Origin of the sequence: Streptomyces canus 299MFChir4.1, from assembly GCF_000383615.1 — a bacterium.
GTDB lineage: Bacteria > Actinomycetota > Actinomycetes > Streptomycetales > Streptomycetaceae > Streptomyces > Streptomyces canus_C.
The window spans coordinates 1-18,471 of sequence record NZ_KB911586.1 but is presented as its reverse complement, the minus strand read 5'-3'; the positions used below and the strand labels follow the sequence as shown (position 1 = coordinate 18,471).

The following is an 18,471-nucleotide window of genomic DNA, read 5'->3' as shown; positions in this document are numbered from 1 at the left end:
CACTGTGGCGTCGGCGTGCGGATTGCCGTGACGCCCGGCGTGCCGGGCACCAACGCGCCCGGCTTCTGGATCACCGTGGCGCCCGGCTTTCGGGTCGCCGTGACGTTCGGCGTGCGGGTCACCGAGGCGCGCGGCTTCCGGATCTCTGAGACGTACTACAGTCTCCGGGGCGCCGAGGTACACGCGCGCCCGGTATCCCAGGCACCCGGCACCCGGACCACCGAGACCCCGCGGGTGTCCGCTACGCCCGTGCCGCTCAGCCCCGCGCCGGGGCCACCCCCACCCCCATCACCTCACGCGCATGCCGGTTCGGGACCATGCCCAGGCGCCATGCCTGCCATCCCGCGTCCAGGTTGACCCCGCGCTCCAGCAGCAGGCCGTACGCCCCCACGTAGTCGTCCAGCTTCTCGTCCCGTGCCGCGTGCTCCCGGCGGCCCAGTTCCGCCAGTTCCTCCTGGGCGACCGCGGCGCCGATCTCCACGCCGCCCGGTGCCGCGTACGGCAGCAGCGTGCAGCGCAGGAAGCGGGCCCAGTCCTCGCCCCGCTGGTCGCCGTAGGAGGCGAACAGGGCCGCCGCCTCGTCGCACAGGGCGAGGGCCTGCGGGGTACGGCCGTTGCCCGCGTCCACCACCGCCAGTTCCAGGCAGGTCCATGCCTCGCCGTGGGCGACACCGATGCGCTGGAAGTCGGCGCGGGCGTCGACCAGGAGCTGGCGCGCGAAGCCCGAGTTGCGCAACGAGCCCGTCTGCGCGGCCCGTTGGTCGCGGGTGACACGGGCCGAGTGGTGGCGGGCGCAGGCCAGGCCGTAGACGTCCCGCATGCGGGAGAACATCGTGCGGGAGCGCTCCAGCTCACGGACCGCGAGGTCCAGGTTGCCCGTCTCCTCCAGCGCCTGGCCCAGGTAGTACACCGTCCATGCCTCACCGCGCGCGTCCTCGTTGTCGCGGTGCAGGGAGGCCGCCTGGCGCAGACCGTCCACCGCCGCCGACGGGTCCCCGGCCACCAGCCGGGCCCGCGCCAGCTGGGTCAGCGCCCACGCCTCGCCGCGCGCGTCGCGGGTACGGCCGTACAGGTCGAGGGCCGTTCTGAGCTCCGACTCCGCACGCGGTACGTCGCCCATGCGCAGGGACAGCTGGCCGAGCTGGAAGTGGGCCCAGGCCTCGCCGTGGACGGACTCGCCGGCGTGGTGCAGGACCAGGGAGCGGGTGAGGAGGTCCAGGGACTCGGCCACGCGCCCACGGTCACGCTCGACGGCCGCCAGGGCGTGCATGGTCCAGGCGCGGTCCGTGGCCAGTTCGGGAGGCGACTGGAGGGCCAGCGCCTCCTGCAGTTTCGCCGCCGCCTCCGTCAGATGACCCTGATGGTGCAGGGTGATGCCCAGGGAGCACAGGGCGCGCGCGGCGCCCGCGTCGTGGTGGGCCTCCAAGTACAGGTCGACCACGGAGGTCAGGGTCGTGCGCGCCTTGTCCAGCTCGCCCAGCTGGCGGGCGGCGATACCGGTGCGCCACTGCACCGAACGGACCAGCAGCCCCTGGTCCACCGCCTGCGCCAACTCGCTGATCTCGCCCAGGCGGTAGAGGTCGCCGCGCAGCAGGCAGTAGTCGCACAGCGCGCCCAGGAGGTTGAGGACCGCCCCCTGGTTGACGCCGTCCGCGTGCCGCAGCGCCGCCGTGATGAAGCTGGACTCGTCGTCCAGCCAGCGCAGCGCCTCGTCGAGGGAGGTGAAACCGTGCGGGCTGAACCGGTCCGAGCGGGTCGACATGTTGCCGTCGACCAGGCGCAGCACGTTGTCGGCGAGATCGGCGTAGTTGACGATGAGGCGTTCCTGCGCGGCCGTGCGCTCGGCCGGCTCCTCCTCGTCCGACAGTCGGGCCTGGGCGAAGGCGCGGACCACGTCGTGGACGCGGTAACGGCTGCCGCGCACGTGGTCGATCAGGCCCGCGCGGGCCAGCGCCACCAGGTGCCGGGTCGCCTCCGTCTCGTCGGTGGCCAGCAGCGCGGCGGCCGCGGCGGCGCCGAGCGAGGACCGCCCGGCCAGCGCGAGCCGGCGCAGCAGCCGGCGGGCCGGCTCCGACTGGTCGGTGTAGCGGAGCCACAGGGCGCGTTCGACCGGCCCGACCGGACCGTACGCCCCCAGATCCGCGGCGAGTTGGCGCGGGGAGCGGGAGCCGAGGGACGAGCCCGCTATGCGCAGGGCCAGCGGCAGACCGCCGCACAGCTCCCTGATCCGGTCCGCGGACTGGGCGTCGTAGGGGCCGGTGGCGGACTGGGCGGCCGCCTCCAGGAGCTCCTCGGCGCCCGCCGCGTCCAGGGAGTCGACCGGGAGCTCGTGCACCTGGGCGGCGAGGTCCGACGGCAGAACGAGCGGCTCGCGCGCGGTGACCAGGACCAGGCTGTCGGAACGCTCGGGGACGAGGGTGCGGACCTGCTCGGGGTCCGAGGCGTCGTCCAGGACGATGGTCACCGGCAGACCGGTCAGATGCTGCTGGTACAGCTCGCTCAGCCGCTTGACCTGCTGGTCCGGGGAGGAACGCTCACGGAACAACAACTGCTCGCGCGGGGCGCCGAGCCGGTTCAGCAGATGCATCAGCGCGTCCCGGGTGGACAGCGGCGACTCCTCCGGGTTGTCGCCGCGCAGGTCCACGACGCAGGCACCCCGGAAGTAGTCCTTGAGCTCGTGCGCCGCCCGGACCGCGAGTGCCGTACGGCCGCTGCCGGGCGGTCCGTGCAGCACGACCACCGTGGGCCGGGTCTCGGTGGTCGCACGCGACGCCTGCACCCACTGCCGTATCCGGCCCATCTCCGTCCGGCGGCCCGCGAACTCACCGATCCGCTCGGGAAGTTGACCGAACGACTGCTCCAGCACGCTCCTTCCCCTGGCCGCCGCGCTCTTGTCCGTGCCGCGCAGTCGAGGGCCCGTCTTCTTCGGACCGGTCGACGCGTTCAGCACCCGCTGCTGGTCGAGGAAGGGCCGGATCCCCCGTACCTCCAGCGCCGTCAGCCACTGGAGCCGCAGTTGTTCCGGACCGCCGGGCTGGCCCATCGCGCCCGCCCGGTGATGCGCGGCCGGCAGATGCGAACCGGCCACCTTCACCACGGTCGCCGCGGCACCCACGACCCCCACGACCACGCCCGCGCCCAGCGCGGTGCCCGCGTCGGTGCCGAGCGCCAGGTCGGCGACGGCGGCGGCCAGGGCGGCGACCGCCGCCACCAGCAGGGGAGTCCCGGACGCCTCCTTCGCATACCGCTGCCCGAAGGTCAGCTGCCCGGCCTGCGCCTCGTCCAGCGCGCGCGTGTAGGCCTCGTACTCCTCGGCGGCCGTCTGCGCCATCGCGTCCAGCGATCCACGGGCCCGCGCGAGCAGTACGACGCCGTCGACCCGCCCGCCCGATCGCCGCACCTCCTCCTCCACGGCCCGCCCCAACAGCCGTTCGGCTTCCGCCCGATGGCTGTCCCGCATGTCAGTCCCCCTCCGGCGGCAACGGCTTTCTTGGTCAAGTGTGCTGCGGACGGGGCATCGGGGCGAGAGGGCGAGGCGATCCCGCTCCGATCGGGGAGGGTTTGTCGACATCGCAGTCGGGACCGCCTGCCGCCTGACCCGAGGGGTACTGCGGCAGGATGGACCCCATGCCGAACCGACTGGCCCACGAGACGTCCCCCTACCTCCTGCAGCACGCGGACAACCCGGTCGACTGGTGGCCCTGGTCGGCCGGGGCCTTCGAGGAGGCGCGGAAGACGAACAAACCCGTTCTGCTGAGCGTCGGGTATTCGAGCTGCCACTGGTGCCACGTCCTCGCCCGGGAAAGCTTCGAGGACGAAGCGGTCGCCGCTTTCATGAACGAGCACTTCGTCAACATCAAGGTCGACCGCGAGGAACGCCCCGACGTGGACGCCGTCTACATGGAGGCCGTGCAGGCCGCCACCGGGCAGGGTGGCTGGCCCATGACCGTGTTTCTCACCCCTGACGCCGAGCCCTTCTACTTCGGCACTTACTTCCCTCCCTCGCCCCGCCAGGGCATGCCCTCCTTCCGGCAGGTGCTGGAGGGGGTACGGGCCGCCTGGAGCGACCGGCGGGACGAGGTCGCGGAGGTCGCCGGGAAGATCGTGCGGGACCTGGCCGGGCGGGAGATCTCGTACGGGGACTCGCAGGCGCCCGGTGAGGAGCAGCTCGCTGCGGCCCTGCTCGGGCTGACGCGGGAGTACGACGCGCAGCGCGGCGGTTTCGGCGGGGCGCCGAAGTTCCCACCGTCGATGGTCGTGGAGTTCCTGTTGCGGCACCACGCCCGCACCGGTGCCGAGGGTGCTCTTCAGATGGCGCAGGACACCTGCGAGCGGATGGCCCGGGGCGGTATCCACGACCAGCTCGGTGGCGGCTTCGCCCGCTACTCCGTGGACCGGGACTGGATCGTGCCGCACTTCGAGAAGATGCTCTATGACAACGCCCTGCTGTGCCGTGTCTACGCCCACCTCTGGCGGGCCACCGGCTCCGACCTCGCCCGTAGGGTCGCGCTCGACACCGCCGACTTCATGGTGCGGGAACTGCGCACCGCCGAGGGCGGGTTCGCCTCGGCGCTGGATGCCGACAGCGACGACGGGACGGGCAGGCATGTCGAGGGCGCGTACTACGTGTGGACGCCGGAGCAGTTGCGTGAGGTGCTCGGGGAGCAGGATGCCGAGCTCGCCGCCCAGTACTTCGGTGTCACCGAGGAGGGCACCTTCGAGCACGGGCAGTCGGTGCTGCAACTCCCGCAGCAGGAGACGGTGTTCGACGCCGAGAAGGTCGAGTCCATCAGGCGGCGGCTGCTGGACGCGCGGGCGCGGCGGCCTGCCCCCGGCCGGGACGACAAGGTCGTCGCCGCGTGGAACGGCCTCGCGATCGCCGCGCTCGCCGAGACCGGTGCCTACTTCGACCGGCCCGACCTGGTGGACGCCGCGCTCGGGGCCGCCGACCTCCTCGTACGGCTGCATCTGGACGAGCAGGTCCGGCTGTCCCGTACCAGCAAGGACGGTCAGGTGGGTGCCAACGCCGGGGTGCTGGAGGATTACGCCGACGTGGCCGAGGGGTTCCTCGCGCTCGCGTCGGTGACCGGGGAGGGGGTCTGGCTCGACTTCGCCGGGTTCCTGCTCGACCACGTGCTGACGCGGTTCACCGGGCCGGAGGGGGCGCTGTTCGACACCGCCGCCGACGCCGAGCGGCTGATCCGGAGGCCGCAGGACCCGACCGACAACGCGGTGCCCTCCGGGTGGACGGCCGCTGCGGGGGCGCTGGTGTCCTACGCCGCGCAGACCGGGTCCGAGCCCCATCGCGAGGGCGCGGAGAAGGCGCTCGGGGTGGTGAAGGCGCTCGGGCCCCGGGTGCCGCGGTTCGTCGGGTGGGGGCTGGCGGTCGCTGAGGCGTTCCTGGACGGGCCGAAGGAGGTCGCGATCGTGGGGCCCGCGCCGGCCGACGACGCCACGAAGGCGCTGCACCGGACGGCACTTCTGGGTACCGCTCCCGGCGCGGTGGTGGCGGTGGGGACCGCGGGCAGTGACGAACTGCCGTTGCTCGCCGACCGGATCCTCGTCGACGGCCGGCCCACGGCTTACGTCTGCCGGCACTTCACCTGTGACGCGCCTACGACCGACGCGGAGGCGCTGCGGGTGGCGTTGGGCGGCTAGCCTCCGCCAGGGCGTTCGCCACGATCGCCTCCAGCTGTTCGTGGTGTGCGCCCTTCCAGTAGGGGCGGCCGCAGTCCTCGCACTGGGCGAACACGTCGTACGAGCGTTCCGTGCCGTGTTCCAGCCGGTCCGCGACCTGCTCCTTGGTGGCCTCGCGCAGCAGGCCGTTGCAGGCGGTGCAGCGGGTCCAGGGGCGTAGTTCGGGGCGGAAGCGGTCCAGGATGTCGCGGAGTTGGTCCTCGGGGCGGGTGCTGTAGACGAAGGCGCCCGCCCAGAGTTCCCTGCGGTGCAGCAGGCCCCGGTCGCGGCTGAGCATGACGCGTTTCTCGGTCGCGGAGCGGGTGGCGAGGGCCGGGTCGCCGATGTCCGTGGACTCGTAGGCCGTGTCCACGCCGAGCAGGCGCAGTCGGCGGGCGAGGGTGCCGAGGTGGACGTCGAGGAGGAAGCGGAGCGGGGCGCCGGGGACCTGCTGGGGGCGGGCGACCGGGAGGACGTCGACGGTGTCGCCCGCGGAGGGGACGTAGGACCTCGGCACCTCGCGGCCGTTGACGCGCAGTGTGCCGACCTCGGTGAGCGGGACGCCGAGGGACTCCACGACATGGCCGAGGGAGGAGGTGCCGTCGGTGGTGACCGGGGTGGCTCCGAGGCGGCGTCCCTGCGGGATGAACAGGGCCAGTTCCGGGGCGAATTCGACGTGGATCTCGGGTGCGCTCACCGGGTCAGGATGGCATGCGGGCGCGCGGTGGGCTCAGGGCTTTTTCGGGGGCAGCCCGTGTTCCAGGACGTGCAGGGCGCGGTCGGTGAGGCCGTGCAGGTCGTCCCGCATGCCGTTCTCCGCCCAGTACTGGTACATCTCGGTGAGACCGCCGAGCAGGGACATCGTCAGGACCCGTACCTCCAGGTCGTCCGCGTCCCGGCCGGTGCGTTCCGCGATGGCGCCGGCGAGCAGGCGGCCGGTGACGGACATGCTCTCCATCATGCGGGCGCGGACCGCGGGGACCTGGATCATCAGGCGGGCCCGCAGCCGGGTCACCTCCTGTTCCACCGCGGAGACGTCGAGGGCGCGGTGCAGGATGTGCCGCACGGACTCCATCCACGGCTCGTCCGCGGGCCGGGCGAGCAGTTCCTCCAGCATGACGGGGTCGTACTCGTCCGTGAGGACGATGTCCTCCTTCGTGGGGAAGTAGCGGAAGACCGTGGACGGCGACACCTCGGCGCGCTCGGCGATCTGCTCGACCGTGGTGGCTTCGTAGCCCTGTTCCTCGATCAGCGCGTACGTCGCGTCGCGGATCGCCGTCCGGGTCTTGATCTTCTTCCGCTCGCGAAGTCCCAGCTGGGAGAGGTCAGCGGGGGGAGTGGAGTGTACGGGCGTCATAGGTGCCATTCTCAGGCATGGGCCTCCTCGGCAGCCATGTCCGGGTCGGTGGGGGTATCGGTCGGGCGGGATGTGCCCGGCAGGAACGCGGCCGCGAGGAGTGCGGCGACGAGGGCCGCGATGCCGCAGACCAGCAGGACGACGCCCATGCCGTGGGCGTAGGCGCTGTTCGCGGAGGCCAGCAGGTCGGCCGAGCCGGTGCGCTGGGCGACCTGGTGGGCGGCGACCACGGACTCCTGGGCGGTGCCGGCGGCCTGTGCGGGCAGTCCGGTGACGTCGAGGCGGTCCCGGAAGGTGGAGGCGAGCAGGCTGCCGAGCAGGGCGATGCCGATCGCGCCGCCGACCTGGCGCATGGTCATCAGGAGTCCGGAGCCGCTGCCTGCGCGGTCGCGGGGCAGGGCGCTGAGGCCGCCGTTCATGGCGGGGATGAGCGAGAGGCCGAAGCCGAAGCCGGTGAGCGAGAGCCACAGCGCGACGAATCCGTAGCCGGAGTCCGCGGTCGTACGGCTGCCCAGGAGCCCGGCGAAGGCCAGGACCACCAGGCCGGCGCTGACCGTGGCGCGGGCGCCGAAGCGGGTGACGACCTTGGGGGCGAGGCGGGAGGCGACCAGCAGTCCGCCCATCATCGGCAGCAGCCGGACGCCGGTGCCGAGGGCGTCGTGGCCGAGGACGGCCTGGAGGAAGGGCGGGAGGACGAACAGCAGGCCGGAGAGGACGAAGTTCACGAGGGTCGCGGCGATGGTGTTGAAGAGGAAGCCGCGGTGGGTGAGCAGGGTCATGTCGAGCATGGGGTGCCGGACCCGGCGTTCGCGCAGCACCAGTCCGGCGATCAGGACGACGGATCCCGCCAGCATGCCCAGCACCAGCGGGTCGCCCCAGCCGCGGGCGGGTGCCTCGATGATCGCGTAGACGAGGGCGCCGAGGCCGGTGACGGTGAGCGCGGTGGAGAGGGCGTCGACCGTGGGGGAGGAGGGGTCGCGGGTCTCGGGGAGCAGGAAGACGCAGGCGGCGATGCCGATCGCGGCCATGGGGACGTTGACCAGGAAGACCGAGCCCCACCAGAAGTGGTTCAGCAGCCAGCCGCCGATGATCGGGCCGAGCGGCAGGCCGAGCGCGGAGGCGGCGGAGACGATGCCGACGGCCTTGGTGCGCTCGTCGGGAGCGAAGAGCGTGGGCAGCACGGAGAGCGCGAGCGGGGTGACGAGGGCGCCGCCGACGCCCATCAGCGCGCGGGCGGCGATGACCGCGTTGACGTCGCCGGCCAGTGCGCCGACCAGGGAGCCGGCGAGGAAGACCGCGAGTCCCGCGATCAGCATCCGGCGCCGTCCGAACCGGTCGCCGAGGAGGCCCGCGGGGAGCATCAGGGCGGCGAAGACGACGACGTAGGCGTCCGCCATCCATTGCTGGGCGCCGGTTCCGGCGTCGAGGTCGGCGGCCATGGTCGGCAGGGCCACGTTGAGGATCGTCAGGTCGAAGCCGAGCGTCAGCATGCTTGCGACGAGGGCGGCCAGGGCCCACCAGCGTCGGGGGTCCGGAGTGATGGTTTCCATGAAATGAGAGTAACTCTCAAAAGCTAGAGACTGTCAATCGACTTTGGCATGCAAAAAGGGCCACAGCTGGGGAGCCGTGGCCCTCGGAGGGGTGTGCAGCGGTCTACGTGTGCTGGTACGCCACCAGTGAGATGCCGACGTAGTGGACGGCGAACGCGGCCACGGTCAGGGAGTGGAACACCTCGTGGAAGCCGAACCAGCGCGGTGACGGGTTCGGTCGCTTGAGGCCGTAGATCACGCCGCCCGCGCTGTAGAGCAGGCCGCCGATGACGACCAGGACCAGGACCGTGACCCCGCCGGCGCGCATGAAGTCGGGCAGGAAGAAGACCGCGGCCCAGCCCATCGCGATGTAGCAGGGGGTGTAGAGCCAGCGCGGGGCGCCGACCCAGAAGACCCGGAAGAGGATGCCGGCCACGGCCGCACCCCAGATGCCCCACAGCAGCCAGCGCCCCTTGCTGCCCGGCAGGAGCAGCATGGTCAGCGGCGTGTAGGTGCCCGCGATGATCAGGAAGATGTTGGCGTGGTCCAGCCGTCGCAGGACGCCGTCCATGCGGGGGCTCCAGGTGCCCCGGTGGTACAGCGCGCTGACTCCGAACAGCAGGCAGGCGGTCAGGGCGAAGATCCCGCAGGCGATCCGGCCTCTGGTGGAGTCCGCGAGGGCGGTGAGCACCAGCCCCGCGATCAGTGCGGTCGGGAACATGCCGAGGTGGAGCCAGCCGCGCAGCTTCGGCTTGATGGGCTCGGCCAGGTCGTGGGCGTGCTGCTTGATCTGGTGGGGCAGGGACGGTGCGTTGGCGTCGGGGGCGGACGGCGTCATGCCCGGCATCGTACCTACGGGACCGTAAGTTACGCATGAGTACTGCGTGAGGAACGGTCGAGAGTGGCCATCGTCTCACGGGAGTTGACCAGTAAAGAAACGGTTGGCTGAACGCTAAGTGCACGCAAATAAACGCGCTGTGTCCATGTAAAGCGTGGCGATCCTCACTCCGCTCACCTGTGATGCCCTCTGGACAGATGGGCGCTTCGGTCGGATGATCAAATGAGTGCGGTCGGCACCGGATGAGCGCCAAGGTCACCACCGAAAAGGCACGAGAAGCATCCGGGTCGCAGCCCCCACGGGGCCTCCAAACAAAAAATCCCTCATCTAGGAGCAATCGTGGCGCGCGACATCGCGGCTCCCCCCGTCATCCCCACCCAGCACAAGGAACTGATCTCGTGGGTGAACGAGATCGCCGAACTGACCCAGCCGGACAGCGTGGTCTGGTGTGACGGATCCGAAGCGGAGTACGAGCGCCTGTGCGAGGAGCTCGTCGCGAAGGGCACCTTCAAGAAGCTCGACCCCATCAAGCGCCCCAACTCCTACTACGCGGCCTCCGACCCGACCGACGTCGCGCGCGTCGAGGACCGCACCTTCATCTGCTCGGAGAAGGAGGAGGACGCGGGGCCGACCAACCACTGGAAGGCACCGGGGGAGATGCGGGACATCTTCGCCGGGGAGCAGGGCGTCTTCCGCGGTTCGATGAAGGGCCGGACGATGTACGTCGTCCCGTTCTGCATGGGCCCGCTCGGCTCGGACCTCTCCGCGATCGGCGTCGAGATCACCGACTCCGCCTACGTCGCGGTCTCCATGCGTACCATGACCCGTATGGGACAGCCGGTCCTGGACGAACTCGGCGACGACGGCTTCTTCGTCAAGGCCGTCCACACCCTCGGGGCGCCGTTGGAGGAGGGCCAGGCGGACGTGCCCTGGCCGTGCAACTCCACCAAGTACATCTCGCATTTCCCGGAGTCCCGCGAGATCTGGTCCTACGGCTCCGGCTACGGCGGCAACGCCCTGCTCGGCAAGAAGTGCTACGCCCTGCGCATCGCGTCGGTGATGGCCCGCGACGAGGGCTGGCTCGCCGAGCACATGCTCATCCTCAAACTCACCCCGCCGCAGGGCGAGTCCAAGTACGTCGCCGCCGCGTTCCCGTCCGCCTGCGGCAAGACCAACCTCGCCATGCTGGAGCCCACGATCTCCGGCTGGACCGTCGAGACCATCGGCGACGACATCGCCTGGATGCGGTTCGGCGAGGACGGCCGCCTCTACGCGATCAACCCCGAGGCCGGCTTCTTCGGCGTCGCGCCGGGCACCGGTGAGCACACCAACGCCAACGCGATGAAGACGCTGTGGGGCAACTCGGTCTTCACCAACGTCGCCCTCACCGACGACAACGACATCTGGTGGGAGGGCATGACGGAGGAGACCCCGGCGCACCTCACCGACTGGAAGGGCAACGACTGGACGCCGGACTCAGGCGTCCCCGCAGCCCACCCCAACGCCCGCTTCACCACCCCCGCCGCGCAGTGCCCGATCATCGCGCCCGAGTGGGAGGACCCCAAGGGCGTGCCGATCTCGGCGATCCTCTTCGGCGGCCGGCGCGCCTCGGCGGTGCCGCTGGTGACGGAGTCCTTCGACTGGAACCACGGCGTCTTCCTCGGCGCCAACGTGGCTTCCGAGAAGACCGCCGCCGCCGAGGGCAAGGTCGGCGAGCTGCGCCGCGACCCCTTCGCCATGCTGCCGTTCTGCGGCTACAACATGGGCGACTACATGGGGCACTGGGTCGACGTGGCCAAGGGCAAGGACCAGTCGAAGCTGCCGAAGATCTACTACGTCAACTGGTTCCGCAAGAACGACGAGGGCAAGTTCGTCTGGCCCGGCTTCGGCGAGAACAGCCGCGTCCTGAAGTGGATCGTGGAGCGGCTGGAGGGCAAGGCCGAGGGCGTCGAGACGCCGATCGGTGTCCTGCCGGCCAAGGACTCCCTCGACACCAAGGGCCTCGACCTGGCCGACTCCGACCTGGAGTTCCTGCTCACGGTCGACAAGGAGGTGTGGCGGGAGGAGGCGTCCCTGATTCCCGAGCACCTCAACACCTTCGGCGACCACACCCCGAAGGAGCTGTGGGACGAGTACCGGGCGCTGGTGGAGCGCCTGGGCTGATCCCCCGTAGACCCCCGCGGCCGGCCCCGATGGGAGCCCTGACCCGTGATCGTCACGGGCCGGCCGCGGGTGGCGGCACGAGGGGCTGCCCGTCGGCATGGTCCGCCGGACAGGCCCTGAGTCACGAACGGCCCCGCACAATGGCGTGCGGGGCGTGCTGCCCGCTCACCCACCGGGATGGATTCCTGCGTCCGGTGAGGGCAACGCCGCTCGTGGCGGCCGCCGGTGTGTGCGTACGGCGCAAGGCTGTCGCACATGCTCACAGCTCATGCGCGACCGGCGCGGCGCCGACAGGGTGCACGCCGCCACCGGGCCCTTCTGGCCCGGGCCGCAACCGTCGCGGCGACCGTCCTGGCCCTCGTCCTGACCCTGCCCGGCATCGCGGCCGCGGCCCCGGGCGACCTGGACACCTCCTTCAGCGCCGACGGCAAGGTCCTCACCGACATCGCCGACGACGACCAGGCCTACGACGTGGCGGTCCAGCCCGACGGAAAGATCCTCTCCGTCGGCTCCTCCACCGACAACGCGGCGATCGAAGGCCGCTGGGCGCTCACCCGGCACAACGCCGACGGCACCCCGGACACCGGCTTCGGCACCGGCGGCACGGTGACGACCGCCATCAACAACATGGACCCGGATCTCCAGTGGAGCGAGGCCAACGCCGTGGCGCTCCAGCCCGACGGCCGGATCATCGTGGCGGGCTACAGCACACGCTCGTACGAGGACTGCTGCTGGTTCACGGTGGCCCGGTACAACTCCGACGGCAGCCTCGACAACACCTTCAGCGGTGACGGCAGGTTCTTCGCCGACATCGCCGGCCCGACCGAGGCCCGTGACGTGGCCGTCGACCCGTCCGGCCGGATCGTCGCGGCCGGCTACACCGGGGGCGAGGTGGCCGTGGTCCGGCTCAACGCCAACGGCACCCCGGACACCACGTTCGGCGGCGACGGCACGGTGACCGCCGACCCGTCCGCCGCCCCCGAGGAGGGCGGCGACGCCCGCTCCCTGCTGCTTCAGCCCGACGGGAAGATCGTCGTCGGGGGCCAGGTGGGCTCGACCCGGTTCGACTTCCTCCTGATGCGCTTCACCACCGACGGCAGCGTGGACACGAGCTTCGACGGCGACGGCGTCGTCCGCACCGACTTCGGTGACTACGAGACCGTGGAGGGCCTCGCGCTCCAGCCCGACGGGAAGATCGTCGCCGCCGGCGGCGACAGTCTGGCCCGCTACAACCCGTCCGGCTCCCTCGACACCGGCTTCGACGGCGACGGCAAGGTCGTCCCCGCCGGAATCGGCGCATGGGACGTGACGCTGCAACCGGGCGACGGCCGGATCGTCCTCGCCGGCGACGCCGGGCCGGCCGGTGACTTCGCCGTCCAGCGCTACAACCCCGACGGCAGCACGGACAGCGGCTTCGGCACCGGGGGCACGGCGACCGCGGACTTCGGCGGCAGCGACCTCGCCCGCGCCGTGGCCGTCCAGTCCGACGGCAGAATCGTCGCCGCCGGCCGGGGCGGTCCGGACACCGACTTCGCCCTGGCCCGCTTCCAGGGTGGCGGCAGCACTCCGCCGCCACCGGCCGGAGCGGATCTGTCGGTGACGAAGTCCGGTCCCGGCACGGTCAGCATCGGCGACCGGGCGACCTACACCGTCACGGTCACCAACAACAGCACCGGCACCACGGCCACCGGCGTCTCCCTCACGGACACGTTTACCGGCCCGGCCGGCTCGGTGATCTCGGCGACCCCCTCCCAAGGCACCTGCACCACCGCCGTCACCTGCGCCCTCGGCACCCTCGCCCCCGGTGCGAAGGCCACCGTCACCGTGGTCACCGAACCCCGCGCCACCGGTACCCTCACCGAGCGCGCCTCGGCGACCGCCGCCCAGAGCGACCCGGCCACCGCGAACAACACGGCCACGGTGACCACCACGGTCAACAACGCCCGCGGCTGCACCCGCATCGGCACCAGCGGCAACGACACCATCAACGGCACCTCCGGCAACGACGTGATCTGCGCCCTCGGCGGTGACGACACCGTCAACGCGAGCTACGGCAACGACACCGTGCACGGCGGCTACGGCAACGACCGCGTCGACGGCGGCGTCGGCAACGACACCCTGGTCGCGGGCCCCGGCAACGACAACCTGACCGGCAACTACGGCACCGACAACCTCAACACCGTGGACAACGTCTCCGGCAACGACACCGCCAACGGCGGACCCAACACCGACACCTGCACGACCGACTCGGGTGACATCCGCGTCAGCTGCCCCTGACCGTCCCTCACGTACTGACCCCGCTCTGCCCGCCCCGGTCCTCCAGGTACCGGGTGTGGGTCTCCTGGCGGCGGGCCTCCGTGTCCCGGAGGGCCGCCGCCAGGTGCTGTGCGTCCTTCTTCATCAGGCCCAGCTGCTGCTCCAGATGGAGCTCCGGGGAATCCGTGCCCGGGGTCATCCGCGTCCACCATCGCGTCCGTACGAAGCTGTCGACGGCCTCGGGCAGGTCGCGCCGGACGATCCGGGACAGGGAGTGCACCCCCTCCGGGTCGTGCGTCAGCAGCTGCGTGCCCCAGCCCCGGTCGAGCAAGGCGGTCAGCAGCTCGGTGAGTTCGCGCAGCCGGGCCGCCGCCGTGACCGACAGCTCGATGTCCGTCAGATAGGTGCGCAGCGTGTCGAAGTCCGCGCGCAGCGAGTCCAGTTGGGCCGAGGGGTCCGGGAAGTCCGGGAGCGCCGGCCGTTCCGGCGGGGCGACCAGGGCGCCCGCGCCGTAGAGCCCGGCCACGACCACGGGCCAGTACGGGCCCGCCACCCCCGTGAAGGTCAGGACCAGGCCCGCCAGTCCGCACGCGCTGCCCGCGATGTTCTTGCGGGACTCCAGGTACCTACTGATAGCCACGGATCTCCTCGAAGGCGCCGTCCAGCGAGCCCTGCCGGGCGTCGAAGAGGCGGCCGCCGGTCAGGTCGGCGATGTGGGCCAGCTCCGAGCGGTCGGAGTCGCCGAAGAGGATGGGGAAGACGGGGGTGTCCCGGGCCTCCCGGCCGAGCCGCGCGTAGAAGGCGTCGAAGTCCCGCGCCTTCGCCCCGGCCGTGTTCTCGCCGTCCGTCATCAGCACGATCGACGTGAACGCGTCGCGGCCGGTGCCGAGATGGCCGTACGCCTTCTCCAGCGAGGTGTAGATCGCGGTGTCGCCGTCCGCGGAGAGCGCCGAGGTGTCCTCGCGGATGGCGGCCAGGCCGGCCCGCGGGTCCGCCGGCTCGACCACATGGGTCCGCACGCTCTTGACCTGGGAGCCGAACGGCATCAGCGTGACCTCCTCGCGTTCGCGGAAGTCGCCGGTGAGATCGGTGAGGGCCGTCTTGAGGCGGTCCAGGCGGTCGCCCTCCATCGAGCCCGAGGTGTCCAGGACGTACACGGTCCGCGACGGGCGCCGCAGTTCGTTCTCGTAGGAGTCGAGCAGGCCGTCGGCGACGGAACGGGTGCCCGGGAAGGGCAGTTCACGGCGGCGGGTGGTGTCCAGGCCGCCGGCCGGAGGTACCGAGGCGACCACCGGGCGGCGGTGGGTGCGTGCGGTGATCTGCCGCTGGATCCTCTCGGTGCGCAGGTCCTCGGTCACGCGGCGGACGTCCTCGCGGGTCCGCGCGCTGGTGGACCTGAGCGAGGTGAGCGGGTAGTCGGCGGTGATCACGCCGTCGCGCGGGCGGATCACGGTCAGGCCCGGGATGCCCATGAGGACGGACTCGTAGTTGAGCAGGGCGTCGACGTCACCGCGCCGGTCGTAGGCCGCGGCCAGCCAGCCCGAGGAACCCGACGTCAGCTTCTGGCCCTTGAAGAACTCCTTCAGCCGGGGCGTGGCCTTCGTGACGTCCGCGTCGGTGAGCGCCGACTGGGCGCCGGAGAGGGCCGAGGCGACCGAGACCAGCGTGGAGAAGCCGGAGTTCGAGCGGGCCGGGTCGGTCATGCCGTACGTCAGCCTCCCGTCCTGGACGGCCTGTTCGACCTGGGACCAGGTGACGTCGGCGGGCCTCCAGCCGAGCGCCTTCACCGTCGCGGACCGCACCCCGATCGCGACCGGGCTCGACATGACGGGCGTCTCGGAGACCACCTTCCGCGCCGCCTCGGGGCGCAGCCGGAGGTAGTCGTTCGAGGACAGCCACAGGGCGTCGTACTGTCCGTCGGTCTTCCCCTCGGCCAGCATCCGCACGGCGTCCAGGGTGCCGATGGGGTTCAGCTTCACCTTGACGCCGGTGTCCTTCTCGACCTGGGCGAGGACCGGGGCCATGTCGCCGAGCTCGCTGGAGGACAGGACACGCAGGGTGCCCGGCTCCGCGGGCCCGGGCACGCCGGGCGTCGAGAGACCGCTGATCCCGTCGTCCCGGGTCGTGCAGGCGGTGAGCAGGCCGAGCGCCGCCAGGCAGGCGGCCACCGCGCGTCGTCTCATCCCAGGCCCCCTTCCAGGGCGCCCTGCGACCGGCTGCGCTCCAGGTACGCGCCGGCGTGCTGGAGTTCCGACGCCAGCGACTCCACGGTCGCCGCCATCACCTCGGTCGCCTGGACCTTGTACGTGTCGATCGCGTCGAGGGTCCGGTAGATCTGCTGGAAGGCGGACCGGAGGGTCTCGGCGCCGACCGCCGGGTCGGCCGCGATGCGCTGGATCTCCCCGCTCTGGGTCGCCAGCATCTCGGCGTTGCCCCGGATGTGGTCCTCGGTCGTCCCGCGCAGGGCGTTGACCTGATCGACGACCTTCTTCTGGTTGTCGAGCGCGGAGGCCAGCATCACGGAGATCCGCAGGGCCGACACGGTGGTCGTGGCCGCCCGGTCGGCGCCCTTGATCAGCTCCTCGTTGTTGCGCCGTACGACGTCCATGGCGAGGTAGCCCTGGGCGCAGACGGCGAGCTGGGTGAGCAGGTCCTGGTGCTTCTGCCGGACCGGGAAGAGCACGTCGGCGCGGAGCGAGTCGGCCGCCCCGGGGTCTCCCACGGCGGAGATGTGCTGCTCGACGGCCGCGTTCAGGGCCTCGGTCAGCACGACGTACTCCTGGAGCTTGCCCATGGTCTCCCACAGGCGGACCCGCTCGGTCTGCAACGCGGCGTTGTCCCTGCGCAGTTCGTCCTGACCGCCGCGCAGCGAGCCCACGATCCTGTTCAACGTCCCCTGCGCGGACGCGTACTTGGCGACGTGGTCGCGCAGCCTGTTGCCGCCGGGGAGCCGGGACAGGAACTTGCGGCCCTTTGAGGCGGACAGGTCCCTCGGGTCCAGGTCCTCGACCACGCGCCGCAGTTCGACGAGCGATCCGGCCACCTGGGACTGGGCGTCCCCGCCCTTGTCCGGCAGGCTGCGCACGGTCCGCTCCAGCATCCGGTTGGACTGCGCGGCGGCGCCCCGCAGTTCGCCGGCGCCGAGCGCGGTGATCTCACCGACCTTGCCGGCGAACTCGGGCGAGCGGGCGTCGAGCGTCGCGAGTCCCTCGACGTACGCGGCGGCCTTCCCGGCCATGTCGATCCGCACGGAGTCGTCGACGGGGACGAGCCCGCCGGCCCTCTCGCGCGGCACGGCGGCCACGGGCTCGGGCGGAGTGAGCGTGAAGGTGTCGTTGTCGTTCATGGAGTTCATGGAGTTCATGGATGTCATCGGTGCTGTCCCCCCGTCATCCCCGCGCCCGTCGCGCCAGCTCGTGCAGCACCGCGGAGGTGGGCACGGGCGCCTGGCGGACGCCGGTCAGTTCCTGCTTGAGATAGGTGGTGGCCGAGGCGAACTGGGTGGCCTCGCCCTGCGGCCGGAACCCGTGCCGGACCTCCAGCCGACGCAACCGCGGGTCGGTGGCGAGGAGTCCGGCGACGGCCTGGCCGTTCTCGGTCAGCGGTACGACCGTGTGGTCGCTGTCGACCGTGGTGTCCGGGTAGAGGACGACCAGGTCGTCGGGGTGCTGCCCGGCCGCGAGGAGCGCGGCGACCTGGGACTCGTAGACCAGCACGAGCGGATTGCCGGCGCCGCTGACGAAGTCCCGGAAGGCCGCGTCCGTGCTGGACTGCTGGGCGCCCTGCACGCTGACGAGCTTGTGCAGCAGGGGAGTCGTCCTCGCGACCTCGGTGGCGCTCGAGACGACCTTGCCGCGGTTCGCCGCATAGGAGGCGGCGGCGAGGTAGAGGGCGCCGGAGTTCGAGGTCTCCGGGTCGGTGCTGGAGAGGTAGAGGGTGCCGGTCAACTCTCCGTACTTGCTCGCCCCCTTGAGCTGCTGCCAGGTGCGGTCCGCGCGGGCCGCGTCGATGTAGGCGGCCATCTTGAGGGTGCCGCGGTGTTCGGCGTCCAGGGTGGCCAGGCCGTTGCGCGCGAGGACCTCGGCGGCGTTCTTGTGGGCCACGACGACCAGGGGCGAGTAGAAGGGCCGCGGGAGGGTCCCCCGTACCCCGTGCTTCGCGGCGAGTTCGGTGGCCGGTGCCTGGCTGGACGGAAAGGCGAAGTCGTACCCGCCCAGGTCCAGCCCCTCCATGGCCCAGGACCCGGAGGTCTCGGCCTTCACGGTGTAGCCCTTGGCGGCGAGGGCCTTCACCACGTCCGGATCCTCGAAGAACTCGGCCTTCTCCGATCCGATCACTCCCTGCACGGTCTTCGTTGCCGTGCCCTTGTCGTCCGCTTCCCGGCCCGCCACGACGGCTGCCACCACGCCGCCGACCAGCAGGACCGCGAGGACGATCCCTACGATTCGTCTCACACGAGCAGCCTGCTCACGGAACCCAACATTCCCCGGCGAACAGGGTGAACGGCAGGTGTAGTACCGGTCCCGGATCAACACGGCGGAGCGGCCGCGCCCCTCCAGGGGCGCGGGGAACCGGCACGAGCCCGTACGGCGATCAGGCGCCAGGCAGGTGCAGCAGGGGTCCCCGATCAACAGGGCCGACTGAGGCGCCCC

12 protein-coding genes are annotated in these 18,471 nt (G+C 71.5%); 3 read left to right on the top strand and 9 right to left on the bottom strand.

Features of this window, described 5'->3' with window-relative positions; all coding sequences use genetic code 11:
* Positions 1 to 256: 256 nt before the first annotated feature.
* Positions 257 to 3,460: a tetratricopeptide repeat protein gene (locus H293_RS0113710; protein ID WP_020118463.1), complete on the bottom strand. Its 3,204-nt coding sequence runs from the start codon at positions 3,458 to 3,460 to the stop codon at positions 257 to 259.
* Positions 3,461 to 3,627: 167 nt separating this feature from the next.
* Between H293_RS0113710 and H293_RS0113705 the strand changes: the two genes are divergently transcribed.
* On the top strand, positions 3,628 to 5,658 hold the full coding sequence (locus H293_RS0113705; RefSeq protein WP_020118462.1) for a thioredoxin domain-containing protein: 2,031 nt from the start codon (positions 3,628 to 3,630) through the stop codon (positions 5,656 to 5,658).
* Here the strand turns inward: H293_RS0113705 and H293_RS0113700 are convergent.
* The 4 genes from H293_RS0113700 to trhA all read right to left on the bottom strand — a co-directional run bounded on the left by H293_RS0113700 (position 5,615) and on the right by trhA (position 9,400).
* Positions 5,615 to 6,373: a Mut7-C RNAse domain-containing protein gene (locus H293_RS0113700; RefSeq protein WP_020118461.1), complete on the bottom strand. Its 759-nt coding sequence runs from the start codon at positions 6,371 to 6,373 to the stop codon at positions 5,615 to 5,617. The genes H293_RS0113705 and H293_RS0113700 overlap by 44 nt on opposite strands.
* A gap of 33 nt (positions 6,374 to 6,406) precedes the next feature.
* Positions 6,407 to 7,033, bottom strand: a complete 627-nt coding sequence (locus H293_RS0113695; protein ID WP_020118460.1) for a TetR/AcrR family transcriptional regulator — start codon at positions 7,031 to 7,033, stop codon at positions 6,407 to 6,409.
* Between the two features lie 11 nt (positions 7,034 to 7,044).
* A complete protein-coding gene (locus tag H293_RS0113690; RefSeq protein WP_020118459.1) occupies positions 7,045 to 8,583 on the bottom strand; it encodes an MFS transporter in 1,539 nt (512 codons plus the stop codon).
* 103 nt (positions 8,584 to 8,686) lie between these two features.
* Positions 8,687 to 9,400: a PAQR family membrane homeostasis protein TrhA gene (gene trhA, locus H293_RS0113685; RefSeq protein ID WP_020118458.1), complete on the bottom strand. Its 714-nt coding sequence runs from the start codon at positions 9,398 to 9,400 to the stop codon at positions 8,687 to 8,689.
* A gap of 339 nt (positions 9,401 to 9,739) precedes the next feature.
* On the opposite strand from trhA, the gene H293_RS0113680 reads away from it, so the two are divergent.
* Positions 9,740 to 11,563, top strand: a complete 1,824-nt coding sequence (locus H293_RS0113680; protein WP_020118457.1) for a phosphoenolpyruvate carboxykinase (GTP) — start codon at positions 9,740 to 9,742, stop codon at positions 11,561 to 11,563.
* A gap of 255 nt (positions 11,564 to 11,818) precedes the next feature.
* Positions 11,819 to 13,840, top strand: a complete 2,022-nt coding sequence (locus H293_RS0113675; RefSeq protein ID WP_020118456.1) for a DUF11 domain-containing protein — start codon at positions 11,819 to 11,821, stop codon at positions 13,838 to 13,840.
* A gap of 7 nt (positions 13,841 to 13,847) precedes the next feature.
* Here H293_RS0113675 and H293_RS0113670 read toward each other — a convergent pair whose 3' ends face one another.
* The 4 genes from H293_RS0113670 to H293_RS0113655 are packed head-to-tail and all read right to left on the bottom strand — an operon-like array spanning position 13,848 to position 18,273.
* Positions 13,848 to 14,459 carry a hypothetical protein gene (locus H293_RS0113670; RefSeq protein ID WP_020118455.1) on the bottom strand — a complete coding sequence of 204 codons (612 nt, stop codon included), beginning with the start codon at positions 14,457 to 14,459 and terminating at the stop codon, positions 13,848 to 13,850.
* Positions 14,446 to 16,002 (bottom strand): substrate-binding and vWA domain-containing protein, encoded by a 1,557-nt coding sequence (locus H293_RS0113665; protein WP_028807828.1) that lies wholly within the window; start codon positions 16,000 to 16,002, stop codon positions 14,446 to 14,448. Before H293_RS0113665 ends, H293_RS0113670 begins: the two co-directional genes overlap by 14 nt.
* Entirely contained in the window at positions 15,999 to 17,192 is a 1,194-nt protein-coding gene (locus H293_RS0113660) for a toxic anion resistance protein (RefSeq protein ID WP_033415395.1), read from the bottom strand. The genes H293_RS0113665 and H293_RS0113660 overlap by 4 nt, the downstream gene beginning before the upstream one ends.
* Positions 17,193 to 17,208: 16 nt before the next feature.
* A complete protein-coding gene (locus H293_RS0113655) occupies positions 17,209 to 18,273 on the bottom strand; it encodes a hypothetical protein (protein WP_020118452.1) in 1,065 nt (354 codons plus the stop codon).
* Between the last annotated feature and the right edge of the window lie 198 nt (positions 18,274 to 18,471).